We start from the raw sequence: 12383 nt of genomic DNA, 5'->3' as shown, positions 1-12383 counted from the left end.
GATCAACGAAGACCGACCAGGTCAGGCTGGGGCGACCGTGCCCGGCGTAGGGATCAAGCCTGACCGCCCGAAGCCGGGCACGGTCGCCCCAGCCCTCAACCGCGACCACCCACAACCGAGCACGATCGCCCAACCCCGGACCGCAAAATCAGTGGGAGTGAGCCGACGCCAAGTGGGAACAAGGACGACCGTGGGTCGGTTGTACCGAGCGTCGGTGTGATCCAGTGTCCCCGGGCCTCACCTAATTTCGCCGTCGCGGAATACCGTCCGGCTGGAGCCGCGTCGCGCCACTCGCCGAGAGGCGACCTGCACACCGACACCCACGCACCGCCCTCGGCCCCGACAACGGGCCGGGGGCGGTGTGCTGTTTCCGGAGTTCTGCAGGCCCGGCTGTCCGACGACGCCCGGCTGCCCTAAGGTCAGGGGGAAGGATCAAGGGCGGAGGTGACGAGCGTGGGGCTGCGGGACGTGTTGCTGGGCTGGCCGGTCTACCGTCAGCTCACCGGCACCGATCCGCTGGGCCGGGGTGCGGCGGCGCAGTCCGCCCGTTCGGCCGGGCTGACCCCCCGCACGGAGGACGCCGACCGGGTGGCCCGTTCCGTCTGCCCGTACTGTGCGGTCGGTTGTGGGCAGCGGGTCTTCGTCTCCGACAACCGGGTGACTCAGATCGAGGGCGACCCGGACAGCCCGATCTCCCGGGGGCGGCTGTGTCCGAAGGGTTCGGCGAGCAAGAGTCTGGTGACCAGCCCGCTGCGGCAGACGAAGGTGCGCTACCGGCGGCCGTACGCCACCGAGTGGGAGGACCTGGACCTCGACACGGCGTTGGACATGATCGCCGATCGGATCCTGGCCGCCCGTGCGCAGACCTGGGAGGACGTCGACGCCGAGGGGCGTCCGCTGAACCGCACCCTGGGCATCTCCAGTCTCGGCGGGGCGACGCTGGACAACGAGGAGAACTACCTCATCAAGAAGCTGTTCACGGCGATGGGGGCGATTCAGATCGAGAACCAGGCGCGCATTTGACACTCCGCCACCGTCCCCGGTCTGGGGGCCAGCTTCGGTCGCGGCGGCGCGACGGTCTTCCAACAGGATGTGGCGAACGCTGACGTCATCGTCATCCAGGGGTCGAACATGGCCGAGGCCCACCCGGTGGGCTTCCAGTGGGTGATGGAGGCGCGTAGGCGTGGGGCGAAGGTGTTCCATGTCGATCCCCGGTTCACCCGTACCAGCGCCTCGGCTGACACCTATCTGCCGATTCGGGCGGGTACGGACATCGCACTGCTCGGCGGGGTGGTCAACTACATCCTGAGCAACGAGTTGGACTTCCGGGAGTACGTGCTGGCGTACACCAACGCGGCGACGATCGTCAGCGAGGATTACGTCGACGCGGAGGACGCCGACGGCCTGTTCTCCGGGTTCGATCCGGCCACCGGCGCGTACGTGCAGGACAGTTGGCAGTACGCCGGGCACGAGCGGGATTCCGGCAGCGGTCACACGGCCATGGAGCGGGAGACGGCCGCCGGGTTGCGGCACGAGTCGCACGGTGCCCCGGTGTCGGGGCGGGTCGAGCGGGACGAGACGTTGCAGCATCCGCGCTGCGTCTACCAGATCCTCAAGCGGCACTTCGCCCGCTACACCCCGGAGATGGTGGAGCGGGTCTGTGGTCTGCCGCAGGAGAGGTTCCTGGAGTTGGCGCGGGCCTGGACGCAGAATTCGGGCCGGGAGCGGACCGGGTGTCTGATCTATTCGGTGGGTTGGACCCAGCACAGCGTCGGGGTGCAGTACATCCGCACCGGCGCGATCATCCAGTTGTTGCTGGGCAACGTGGGGCGCCCCGGTGGTGGGGTGTTGGCGCTGCGGGGGCATGCCAGCATCCAGGGGTCCACGGACATCCCCACCCTGTTCAACCTGCTGCCGGGCTATCTGCCGATGCCGCACCACGCGAAGCATCCGACCTTCGACGACTGGGTGGACGCCATCCGGCACCCCGGCCAGAAGGGTTTCTGGGGCAATGCCCGGGCGTACGCGGCGAGTCTGCTGAAGGCGTACTGGGGGGAGGCGGCCACCCCGGACAACGACTTCTGCTACGACTATCTGCCTCGGTTGACCGGGGACCACGGCACCTACCAGCAGGTCCTCGACATGATCGACGGGAAGATCAAGGGCTATTTCCTGCTGGGTCAGAATCCGGCGGTCGGCTCGGCCCACGGCAGGGCGCAGCGGCTCGGCATGGCCAACCTGGACTGGCTGGTGGTCCGGGACCTGTTCATGATCGAGAGTGCGACCTTCTGGCAGCGTGGCCCCGAGGTGGCCACCGGTGAGATCGTGCCGCAGCAGTGTCGTACGGAGGTGTTCTTCCTGCCGGCGGCCTCGCATGTGGAGAAGGAGGGCACCTTCACCCAGACCCAGCGGGTGCTCCAGTGGCGGGAGAAGGCCGTGGATCCGCCGGGCGACGCCCGTTCGGAGTTGTGGTTCTTCTACCACCTGGGGCTCAGGCTGCGGGAGAAGCTGGCCGGGTCGACCCTGCCGCGTGACCGGGCGCTGTTGGACCTGGCCTGGGACTATCCCACCCACGGTCCGCACGCGGAGCCGGACGCCGAGGCGGTGCTGCGGGAGATCAACGGGTACGAGGTGGCCACCGGCCGTCCCCTCGCCGGGTTCGCCGAGGCCCGTGACGACGGTACGACCGCCATCGGCTGCTGGATCTACACCGGGGTGTACGCCGACGGGGTGAATCAGGCGGCGCGGCGTCGTCCCGGCCAGGAGCAGGACTGGGTGGCCGCCGAGTGGGGTTGGGCGTGGCCGGCGAATCGGCGGATGCTCTACAACCGGGCCTCGGCCGATCCGCAGGGCCGGCCGTGGAGCGAACGTAAACGCTACGTGTGGTGGGACGAGGCGGCGGGCCGGTGGACCGGCCACGACGTGCCGGACTTCGAGGTGACCAAGGCCCCGTCGTATCGGCCTCCGGAGGGTGCCACCGGTCCGGCGGCGTTGGCCGGTGATGACCCCTTCGTGATGCAGTCCGACGGCAAGGGGTGGCTGTTCGCGCCCAGCGGGGTGTTGGACGGGCCGTTGCCGACCCACTACGAGCCGGCGGAGTCGCCGGTGCGCAACTCGTTCTACGGTCAGCAGGGCAACCCGACCCGCAAGATCTACCGGCATCCGGTGAACTCGGTGCATCCGAGTCCGCCGCAGCAGCACAGTCAGGTGTTTCCGTACGTGTTCACGGTTAGCCGGTTGACCGAGCATCACACCGCCGGTGGGATGAGTCGTACGGTGGCGCCGTTGGCGGAGCTGCAACCGGAGATGTTCGTCGAGGTGTCTCCGCAGTTGGCGGCCCTGGCCGGGTTGACTCATCTGGGGTGGGCGCATCTGGTCAGCGCCCGGGCGGTGATCGAGGCGAAGGTGCTGGTGACCGACCGGCTGGTGCCGTTGCGGGTGGAGGGCCGGGTGATCCACCAGCTGTGGTTGCCGTACCACTTCGGGTTCGAGGGGTTGGTCACCGGTGATTCGGCCAACGACCTGTTCGGCATCACCCTGGACCCGAACGTGCTGATCCAGGAGAGCAAGATCGGCACCTGTGATGTGCGGCCGGGACGGCGCCCCACCGGACCGGCGTTGCGGCGGCTGGTGGCGGAGTACCGTACCCGGGCCGGCATCGTGGCCGGTACGGTGCCGTCGGCGCTCACCCCCGGTGTGCCGGTCGAACGGCCCGGCGAGACAGCGGCCGAGCGGTCCGACCAGGCGGCGGCCGAGCGGTCCGGCGAGGCGGAGGAGGACCGGTGATGGTCGACGGGGATGACCGGTCCGCGCCGCTGGATCCGGCCTCGGGTGCCGGTTGGGTCGACGCGCCACCGCGGATGGGGTTCTTCACCGACACCAGCGTCTGTATCGGCTGCAAGGCCTGCGAGGTGGCCTGCAAGGAGTGGAACGGGGTGCCCACCTCCGGGCTGGACCTGCTCGGCATGTCGTACGACAACACCGGGGCGTTGACCGCGAACTCGTGGCGGCATGTCGCCTTCATCGAGCAACCCCGGCCGACCCAGGAAATCGAGCAGCCCGACACCAGCACCCAGTTTCTGGGGATGCCGCAGTCCGGGCCGCCGGGGCGCACCGGCACGGCCGAGGGGCGCAGCGATTTCCGCTGGCTGATGATGTCGGACGTGTGCAAGCACTGCACCCGGGCCGGTTGTCTGGACGTCTGCCCGACCGGGGCGCTGTTCCGCACCGAGTTCGGCACGGTGGTGGTGCAGGAGGACATCTGCAACGGCTGCGGCTACTGCGTGTCGGCCTGCCCGTACGGGGTGATCGACCGGCGGGTCGACGACGGCCGGGTGTGGAAGTGCACCCTGTGTTACGACCGGATCGGCGCGGGCCTGACCCCGGCCTGCGCGCAGGCCTGCCCGACCGAGTCGATCCAGTACGGCCCCCTGGAGGAGTTGCGGGAGCGGGCCGCCGCCCGGGTCGCCACCCTGCACGAGCGGGGGGTGCCGCAGGCCCGGCTGTACGGCCACGACCCGACCGACGGGGTCGGGGGTGACGGTGCCTTCTTCCTCCTGCTCGACGAGCCGGAGGTGTACGGTCTGCCGCCGGATCCGCAGGTGCCCACCCGGGACCTGCCGAAGATGTGGAAACGGGCCGGGGTGGCCGCGTTGGCCATGGCGGCCGGGGCGGTCGTGGCGTTCCTCGGAGGAAAACGGTGAGCAGTCAGCGTCCGGCGACAGGGGAGCGGTTCCGCCGCTTCCGGGACCGTAGGGAGGGCGGCCGGGACCGTCGGGAGGCCGGGTTGGCGGTGCCGCCGGCCGAGTTCACCTCGTACTACGGGCGGCCCATCCTGAAGCCGCCGGTGTGGACCTGGGAGATCGCCGCCTACCTGGCCACCGGTGGGATGGCCGCCGGGTCGTCGTTGCTGGCCGCCGGTGGGCAGCTCACCGGCCGGCCGGCCCTGCGCCGCGCCGGGCGGGTCGCCGCCCTGGCCGCGGTGACGGCCAGCGCCGGGCTGCTGGTCAAGGACCTGGGTCGACCGGAGCGGTTCCACCACATGCTGCGGGTGGCCAAGCCGACCTCCCCGATGTCGGTGGGCACCTGGATCCTGACCGCCTACGGCCCGCTGGCCGGGCTGGCGGCCATCGCCGAGGCGGCGCCCCTGCTGCCCCGCCGGGGTCCGCTGGGGTGGGCCCGTCGGGTGCTGCCGCCGGTGGGGCAGGTCGCCGGGTTGGCTGCGGCGGCCACCGCACCGGCCCTGGGGACGTACACCGCGGTGCTGCTGGCCGACACGGCCGTGCCGTCGTGGCATGAGGCGTACCCCCATCTGCCGGTGGTGTTCGCGGGCAGTGCCCTGGCCAGCGGCGCCGGGGTGGGGCTGATCGCCGTGCCGCCGACCCAGAACGGCCCGGCCCGTCGGATGGCGGTGGCCGGGGCCGCCCTGGAGTTGTACGGCGCCCATCAGGTGGAGAGCTCCCTGGGTCTGCTCAGTGAGCCGTACCGGACCGGTCGGGCGGGTCGGCTGTTGCGGGCCGGGCGGGGGCTGACCGCCGTGGGGGTGGCCGGTGCGGTGCTGGGCGGCCGGAACCGGATCGTGGCCGCGCTGTCCGGTGTGGCGTTGCTGGCCGCCTCGGTGGCCACCCGGTTCGGGGTCTTCCACGCCGGGGTCGCCTCCGCCAGCGACCCCCGCTACACGGTGCTGCCGCAGCGGGAGCGCCTGGCCCGACGCGGCGGCGAGGAGCCCGCGGACCGGTAGCGGTGCGGCACCTCCCGACGTGGCCGCCGACCAGCTGTGATCAAATGCTCGGTGGAGGCGTTCAGGTGGCTGGTGCCCCTCCCGGTCTTCAAAACCGGTGTGGTCCGGTATCCGGGCCAGGCGGGTTCGATTCCCGTCCGTCTCCGCCAATCTGGCGAGGGGATGACCCGATGGGTGACGGTTGCGCTGACCCACGGCGCCGGGTGCCGCGCACCGATGCGCTGCTGGCCGAGCCGCGGCTGGCCGCCGCGGTGCTCACTCTGGGCCGGGACCGGGTCAAGGCCGCCGTCCGGCAGGCCCAGGAGCAGGCCCGTCGCGGCGAGATCGACCCCGATCAGGTACGCGACACCGCGCTGGCCGCCCTGCCGCAGGCGACACCGCGGGCCGTGCTGAACGCCACCGGGGTGGTGCTGCACACCAACCTGGGACGGGCCGCCCTGTCGGAGGCGGCGGTGTCCGCGGTGGTCGCCGCCGCCGGGCACACCGATGTGGAACTGGACCTGGTGACCGGGCGTCGGGCCCGGCGTGGCCGGGAGGCCATGGAGGCCCTGGCCGTGGCCGTGCCGCAGGCCGAGGCGGTGCATGTGGTCAACAACGGGGCCGCCGCCCTGCTGCTGGCGGCCACCGCCCTGGCCGCCGACGCGGAGATCGTGATCAGCCGAGGCGAACTGGTGGAGATCGGTGACGGGTTCCGGTTGCCGGACCTGATCGTCAGCACCGGGGCCCGGCTGCGGGAGGTCGGCACCACCAACCGCACCACCCTGGCCGACTACGCCGCCGCGATCGGCCCGGACACCGCCTTCGTGCTCAAGGTGCACCCCTCCAACTTCCGGGTCACCGGCTTCACCTCGGCGGTGCCGGTGCGGGACCTGGCCGGCCTGGGGGTGCCGGTGGTCGTCGACATCGGCTCCGGGTTGCTGGCCCCGGATCCGCTGCTGCCGGAGGAGCCGGACGCGGCGAGCACCCTGGCCGCCGGGGCGGACCTGGTCACCGCCAGCGGGGACAAGCTGCTCGGCGGGCCGCAGGCCGGGCTGCTGCTGGGCCGCGCCGGGCTGATCGAGCGGCTGCGCCGGCATCCGCTGGCCCGGGCGCTGCGGGTGGACAAACTGACCCTGGCCGGGTTGGCGGCCACCCTGGGGGACCCGCACACTCCCACCCGCGCCGCCCTGCACACCGACCCGGCCGGCCTGCGGGAGCGCACCGAGCGGCTGCGGGAGGCCATCGCGGCCGACGGCCACAAGGCCGAGGTGGTGCCGTCGGTGGCGGTCGTCGGCGGTGGGGGTGCCCCCGGGGTCGAGTTGGACTCGTGGGCGTTGAGCCTGCCGGAACGCTACGCTCGGCCGCTGCGCACCGGGGTGCCGCCGGTGCTCGGCCGGGTCGCCCAGGGACGCCTGCTGCTGGATCTGCGGTGCGTGCCGCCGCACGCCGACGAGGCCGTACGGGCCGCCGTGCTGGCTGTGCCGGAAGAGGACTGACCATGCTGGTGGTGGCCACCGCCGGGCATGTCGACCACGGCAAGTCCACCCTGGTGCGGACCCTGACCGGGATGGAACCCGACCGGTGGGCGCAGGAACGGCAACGGGGCATGACGATCGACCTGGGCTTCGCCTGGACGACCCTGCCCTCCGGCGCCACGGTCGCCTTCGTCGACGTGCCGGGCCACGAACGGTTCGTACCGAACATGCTCGCCGGTGTCGGTCCGGTGCCCGCCGCCGTGGTGGTGGTCGCCGCCGACGAGGGCTGGATGCCGCAGTCCGCCGAGCACCTGGCCGCCTTGGACGCCCTGGGGGTCGGCCACGGGTTGCTGGTGGTGACCCGGGCGGACCTGGCCGACCCCGGGCCCGCCCTGCACCGGGCCCGCGCCGAGTTGACGGCGACCTCCCTGCGGGCGGTGGAGGCGGTGGCGGTCAGCGCGGTCACCGGTGCCGGGCTGCCGGAGTTGCGGGCCGCGTTGGATCGGCTGGCCGCCGGGCTGCCCACCCCCTCGGCCGAGGACCCGGTACGGCTGTGGGTGGACCGTAGCTTCACCGTGCGGGGCAGCGGCACGGTGGTCACCGGCACCCTGGGGTCCGGTCGGCTGCGGGTCGGCGACGAACTGGTGCTGGCCGACAGCGGCGAGCCGGTGCGGGTACGGGGCCTGCACCGGCTGGGTCAGCCCTGCCGGGAGGTGGAGCCGGTGGCCCGGGTGGCGGTGAACCTGCGGGGGGTGGCCCGGGACCGGATCGCCCGCGGGGATGCCCTGCTCACCGAGGGCCGGTTCGGCATGGTCGACCTGGTGGACGTGCGGCTGGCCGGTGACCCGGTGGCCGACCTGCCGGCGACCCTGACCCTGCATGTCGGTGCGGCCGCGGTGCCGGTGCGGGTCCGTCCGCTGGGGGTCGACACTGTGCGGCTGCGACTGGCCCGGCCCCTGCCGCTGCTCGTCGGTGACCGGGCCCTGCTGCGGGATCCCGGCCGCCACCACATCGCCGGTGGGGTGAGCGTGCTGGATGTGGCTCCGCCGCCGCTGCGCCGCCGTGGTGCCGCCGCCGCCCGCGCGGCCGTCCTGGCCACCATGGACGGGCGGCCGGATCTGGCCGGTGAGCTGCGCCGTCGGGGCCTGGTCCGCGCCGCCGACCTGCGTCGGGCGGGGGTGCCGGTGACCGGGTCGCCGGTGTGCGGGGACTGGTTGGCCGATCCGGACCACTGGCGACAGTTGGGCGCTCGACTGGTCGAGGCGGTCACCGAGTACGCCCGTACCCATCCGTTGGAGCCGGGGGCCCCGGTGGAGGTGCTGCGTCAACGTCTCGGCCTGCCGGAGCGGGCCCTGGTGGAGGCGCTGGTGGCCGCCCCCCTGCGGCTGGTCGCCGGTAGGGTGGCCGCCGCCGACCTCGACCCGGTGCCCGAGCCGGTGGCCCGGGCGGTGGCCCTGCTGCGGGAGGAGTTCACCGCCCGACCCTTCCGGGCCCCGGAGGCCGATAGGCTGGCCGCGGTCGGGTTGGGTGACCGGGAGATCGGTGCCGCGGTACGCGCCGGGGTGCTGCTGCGGCTGACCGGCAACGTGCTGCTGCCGGCAGGCGCCCCGCAGCAGGCCGTGCGGGTGCTGGCCACTCTGCCGCAACCGTTCACCCTCAGCGCGGCCCGGCAGGCCCTGGACACGACCCGTCGGGTGGCGGTGCCGCTGCTGGAGTTGCTGGATCGGCAGGGGGCCACCCGGCGACTGCCCGATGACACCCGGATGGTGGTCGGCCTCTGAGTTGACGCCATCCGTGGGCCGTCGGGCCGGTGCAGCGCCTACCGTGACGGCATGGACCCGAGTGCGGTCTGGCGGGACCGGCAGCACCGGTGGCGGATCGAGGCGTACCGGGCCCCGGATCTGCGGTTCGCCGTCTTCGCCACCAACGGAACCACCGAGTCGGCGCCGCTGTGGTTGTTCGGCATGTCCGCGTTGGCCCGGTGGCTGATGAGCCACAAGATCTCGTTGGATGACCTGGAGTCCGACTGATCCGGTCGCCCGGTCGAGGGACAGCGCGCGGTTTGCCGTGATGACTCGGTTTTGCGGCTTACGGTGCGAGCTGTGAAGGACCGAGGCATCCGGAAGCTGGCCGCCGTGCTGGCGGGCCTGGCGGTGATCTACTTCGGCACCACCGGCCGGTCCCCCGAAGAGGGCAGTGGACTCTCCGGTGGGCTGGTGGTGCTGGCGCTGCTCGCGGCGCTGCTGGTGTGGCACCTGACCAAGCCAGGCGGCGATGCGGCCAAGTGAGGGGTCTCAGCCGGCGCGGCAGATCTGCTCCGCCGACTCCTCACCCAGGGCCACCCGCACCAGCGCCGAGGCCAGTCGACCGAACTCCGCCTCCTCGACCAGCCCGGCCAACCGGTCCGGGGTGGCCGGCAGGCCCAGTCGCCTGGCTCCGGCCACGGTGCGCCGGTCGGCGTACGGGCGCACCTGCGGCCACACCGTCTGCACCTCGCGCAGGAAGATGTCCGCGCCGGTGGGGCCGATGCCGGGGAACTCGACGAGCAGTTCCCGCAGCCGCTTCCGATCCCCGTCGGCCTGTCGGTGCAGCCGGCGCAGGTCCCCGTGCCACCGGTCCAGACACAGTCGGGCCCCGGTGCCGAGCATGGTGGCGGTCCGCTCGTCGTAGCGGCGGTAGTGGCCGCGACCCAGGGCGTCGACCCGCTGCTGCCAGCCGGCCGCCTCCATCGCGGCCGGGGTGCGGTACCCGGCGGCGAACAACTCCCGGGCGGCGGCCACCGCCACCTGGGCCCGGATCCGGGTGCTGAGCAGCGTCACCAGCACCAGCAACTGGTACAGCGGTGCGGGCCGGTCGGCCAGGGAGATCCCGGCCTCCTCGGCGTACGTGCGGCGGGTCAGCAGGGCCCGCGCGACAGCCCGTTGGTCACCCATCCTCCGGTGATACCCAGCCTGGGCGCCACCAGTCCCCGGCCGGGGCGGAATGCCGCCGCCGGCGGCGGGTAAGCCGACCGGTGGACGTGGTCGACTGCCGCGTCACCCTGACAGAGGGGAGACGACCGTGACCAACCCGCAGCAGCAGGAGTTGCGCCGCAACGCCCTGGGCGCCACCAGTCAGGACAACAAGGGACCCGGCCCGGCCGGTCATCCGCGTAACCGGGGCACCTCCCGGGCGGACGCCGGACGTCCGGTGCCCCGAGGTCAGGTGTCACCGTACGGCCCGACCGGGCAGTCGGTCGCCCAGGACGAGAGCAGCGACCAGGACTAGCCCTGGCTCGCCGACGGCCGCAGCCGGTTCCAGGTGGCTGCGGCCGTCAGCCCGTACGCCAGATGCGGCAGCAGGTCGGCCAGCCAGTCGGTGCGCCGCCAGGTGCGCGGGTCGGTGACCCCGAGCACGGTCAGCGCCCCGTCGGAGAGGGTCATCGCCCCGCCGCCGAGCAGCGCGGCGGCCCGCAGCACCGGCTGCCGCCGACCCCGGGTCAGGGCCGCGAAACCCACCGCCGCGGCCACCCCCAGCCCGTACCCCATCAGGGCGCCGAGGCCGGAGCGGCGGTTGGCCGCCCGCTCCTGGGCCCCCAGATCAAGATGGGTCACCTCGGCGACCCGCTCGGCGCTCTCCTGTGGGCTCTGGCTGGCCGGCCGGGCCCGCACCACCATGTCCAGGTAGGTGGCGACGTTGAGGGCGGTGCTGCCCACCGCCCCGGCGATCAGCCCGTCGGCCAGCGCAGCGCCCCTCACTTGGGATCTCCGGGTTCCCGGTTGCCCTTCGGGCCGTAGGTGCGGTCGCCCCGCACGACGCCGCGCTGACCCCGTTCGTCCTGCAGGATCCGGTTGGCGGCCTCGTCGGCCCGATCGTCCGTGACGCCCCGACCGGAGTTGTCCAGGGCGTTGCGCAGGCGGGCGCGTTGCTTGTCGTAGGCGTTGCTGCCGGGCCTGGGTCCAGGCATCGCTGTCTCCTCTGGTGGTCGCGGTCACGTACGCGCCCCGTCTACCCGCCTGCACGGGCGCCAACCCCGCTCAGGCCCGGACCACCGCGACCGGGCAGTGGCTGTGGTGCAGCATCGACCGGCTGACCGAGCCCAGCAGCAGCCCGGTCAGCTCGCCGCGGCCCTGGCCCCCCACGACCAGCAGTTGAGCCGTTCGGGAGGCCTCGGTGAGGGCCTTCGGGGCGCGGGCGTGCACGGACTCGCGGCGGATGGACACCTCCGGGTAGCGGGCGGTCAGCCCGGTGACGGACTCGGCCAGGGCCCGCTGTTCCTCCTCGTGCAGCTGGGACTCGTCGTACACCAGGGGTTGCATGTCGCCCGGACCGGTGGAGACCGGGTGCCGGTAGGCGTGCAGGGCCAGCACCGTGGCCCCGCGGCGGGCCGCGGTCCGCACCGCGAACTCCACCGCCCGGCGGGACACCTCGGAGCCGTCCACCCCGACCACGATCGGCCCGTGCGGATCCACCGCGCCGCGGGCCACCAGCACCGGACATCGGGCGTACGCCGCCACGGTGACCGCGACGGAACCGACCACCAGGGCGGTGAAGCCACCCATTCCCCGGTCGCCGAGCACGATCAGCGCGGCGTCGGTGCTCGCGTCCAGCAGGACCGCGGCCGGGGCCCCGTCGACGATCTCGCCGGTCACCTCCAGTCCCGGTGCGACGGCCTGCGCCTGGTCGACCGCGGCCGTGACGAGTTGTCGTGCCTGGCCGCGAAGCCCGCCGTCGGCCGGTCCCTCGGTGCCCGGTGTGACGGGGGAGTGCAGGGTGGGCCAGATGAAGGCGTGCACCACCCGCAAGGGCCGGTGCCAGCGGGCCGCCTCCGCGGCGGCCAGACGCACCGCGGCCAGGGCGGACTCCGAGCCGTCCACGCCGACCACCACCGCCGAGCCGACCGAGTCCACCGCCACCCCCGTCCGCGTGCTGGTCTCCGCCAGTATCGCGGGCCGCCGCCGGTCGAGGCGGCGATACGGGTCAAAGGCCCGTCGTCCACTACGCTGACCGCGACTCCCGGGGGAGCAGGGTTGTCGATGGCACAGCCCGACCGGGTACGCCCGTGGCCGATCGACGCGCGGGCCTCACCTCCTGCCCCGGCCATCATGGACCCGGGCCGTCGTCGGCGCGGGTCCACATCGGATCCCCGCGGTGTCTTCCACCGGCGGCCGGGATCCCTTCTGTCGATGCGGGTGTGGTCGGCCGGGTGA

Annotated in this window: 12 protein-coding genes and 1 tRNA gene; 9 read left to right on the top strand and 4 right to left on the bottom strand. The window is 73.1% G+C overall.

Annotation, left to right across the window (positions count from 1 at the left end):
- Positions 1 to 453: 453 nt before the first annotated feature.
- From fdh to ACGFIK_RS27540, 8 genes are all read left to right on the top strand, one after another.
- Positions 454 to 3786 carry a formate dehydrogenase gene (fdh, locus tag ACGFIK_RS27575; RefSeq protein WP_327027114.1) on the top strand — a complete coding sequence of 1111 codons (3333 nt, stop codon included), beginning with the start codon at positions 454 to 456 and terminating at the stop codon, positions 3784 to 3786.
- Complete coding sequence (locus tag ACGFIK_RS27570) at positions 3786 to 4703, top strand: 4Fe-4S dicluster domain-containing protein (RefSeq protein WP_327025885.1); 918 nt, start codon at positions 3786 to 3788, stop codon at positions 4701 to 4703. Before fdh ends, ACGFIK_RS27570 begins: the two co-directional genes overlap by 1 nt.
- A complete protein-coding gene (gene nrfD, locus ACGFIK_RS27565; RefSeq protein ID WP_327025886.1) occupies positions 4700 to 5740 on the top strand; it encodes an NrfD/PsrC family molybdoenzyme membrane anchor subunit in 1041 nt (346 codons plus the stop codon). Before ACGFIK_RS27570 ends, nrfD begins: the two co-directional genes overlap by 4 nt.
- 53 nt (positions 5741 to 5793) lie before the next feature.
- Positions 5794 to 5889, top strand: a tRNA-Sec gene (locus tag ACGFIK_RS27560).
- 21 nt (positions 5890 to 5910) lie between these two features.
- Positions 5911 to 7215, top strand: a complete 1305-nt coding sequence (gene selA / locus ACGFIK_RS27555) for an L-seryl-tRNA(Sec) selenium transferase (RefSeq protein ID WP_327025887.1) — start codon at positions 5911 to 5913, stop codon at positions 7213 to 7215.
- 2 nt (positions 7216 to 7217) lie between these two features.
- Complete coding sequence (selB, locus tag ACGFIK_RS27550; protein ID WP_327025888.1) at positions 7218 to 8975, top strand: selenocysteine-specific translation elongation factor; 1758 nt, start codon at positions 7218 to 7220, stop codon at positions 8973 to 8975.
- Between the two features lie 51 nt (positions 8976 to 9026).
- Complete coding sequence (locus ACGFIK_RS27545; protein WP_327025889.1) at positions 9027 to 9224, top strand: hypothetical protein; 198 nt, start codon at positions 9027 to 9029, stop codon at positions 9222 to 9224.
- A gap of 72 nt (positions 9225 to 9296) precedes the next feature.
- Positions 9297 to 9482, top strand: coding sequence for a hypothetical protein (locus ACGFIK_RS27540; protein ID WP_327027482.1), 186 nt, complete (start codon positions 9297 to 9299; stop codon positions 9480 to 9482).
- Positions 9483 to 9488: 6 nt separating this feature from the next.
- On the opposite strand, the gene ACGFIK_RS27535 is transcribed toward ACGFIK_RS27540, so the two are convergent.
- Positions 9489 to 10127, bottom strand: coding sequence for a hypothetical protein (locus tag ACGFIK_RS27535; RefSeq protein ID WP_327025890.1), 639 nt, complete (start codon positions 10125 to 10127; stop codon positions 9489 to 9491).
- A gap of 127 nt (positions 10128 to 10254) precedes the next feature.
- Between ACGFIK_RS27535 and ACGFIK_RS27530 the strand changes: the two genes are divergently transcribed.
- Positions 10255 to 10461 (top strand): hypothetical protein, encoded by a 207-nt coding sequence (locus ACGFIK_RS27530; protein WP_327025891.1) that lies wholly within the window; start codon positions 10255 to 10257, stop codon positions 10459 to 10461.
- On the opposite strand, the gene ACGFIK_RS27525 is transcribed toward ACGFIK_RS27530, so the two are convergent.
- The 3 genes from ACGFIK_RS27525 to ACGFIK_RS27515 all read right to left on the bottom strand — a co-directional run bounded on the left by ACGFIK_RS27525 (position 10458) and on the right by ACGFIK_RS27515 (position 12089).
- Entirely contained in the window at positions 10458 to 10931 is a 474-nt protein-coding gene (locus tag ACGFIK_RS27525; protein ID WP_327025892.1) for a hypothetical protein, read from the bottom strand. The two genes, ACGFIK_RS27530 and ACGFIK_RS27525, sit on opposite strands and share 4 nt — an antisense overlap.
- A complete protein-coding gene (locus ACGFIK_RS27520) occupies positions 10928 to 11140 on the bottom strand; it encodes a phosphatidylethanolamine-binding protein (protein ID WP_327025893.1) in 213 nt (70 codons plus the stop codon). Before ACGFIK_RS27520 ends, ACGFIK_RS27525 begins: the two co-directional genes overlap by 4 nt.
- Positions 11141 to 11210: 70 nt before the next feature.
- Complete coding sequence (locus ACGFIK_RS27515) at positions 11211 to 12089, bottom strand: universal stress protein (RefSeq protein ID WP_327025894.1); 879 nt, start codon at positions 12087 to 12089, stop codon at positions 11211 to 11213.
- Positions 12090 to 12383: the final 294 nt, after the last annotated feature.

It is taken from the genome of Micromonospora sp. NPDC048871 (genome assembly GCF_043198155.1).
Lineage (GTDB): Bacteria > Actinomycetota > Actinomycetes > Mycobacteriales > Micromonosporaceae > Micromonospora.
The sequence above is the reverse complement of the archived record's forward strand: the minus strand, read 5'-3'. Positions and strand labels throughout refer to the sequence as shown.

Bases quoted from the DNA above. Each gene is read 5' to 3' on its own strand.
- ACGFIK_RS27545 (WP_327025889.1), top strand. From the start codon at position 9,027: ATGGACCCGAGTGCGGTCTGGCGGGACCGGCAGCACCGGTGGCGGATC.
- ACGFIK_RS27535 (WP_327025890.1), bottom strand. From the start codon at position 10,127: ATGGGTGACCAACGGGCTGTCGCGCGGGCCCTGCTGACCCGCCGCACG.
- selA (WP_327025887.1), top strand. From the start codon at position 5,911: ATGGGTGACGGTTGCGCTGACCCACGGCGCCGGGTGCCGCGCACCGAT.
- selB (WP_327025888.1), top strand. From the start codon at position 7,218: ATGCTGGTGGTGGCCACCGCCGGGCATGTCGACCACGGCAAGTCCACC.
- ACGFIK_RS27520 (WP_327025893.1), bottom strand. From the start codon at position 11,140: ATGCCTGGACCCAGGCCCGGCAGCAACGCCTACGACAAGCAACGCGCC.
- ACGFIK_RS27570 (WP_327025885.1), top strand. From the start codon at position 3,786: ATGGTCGACGGGGATGACCGGTCCGCGCCGCTGGATCCGGCCTCGGGT.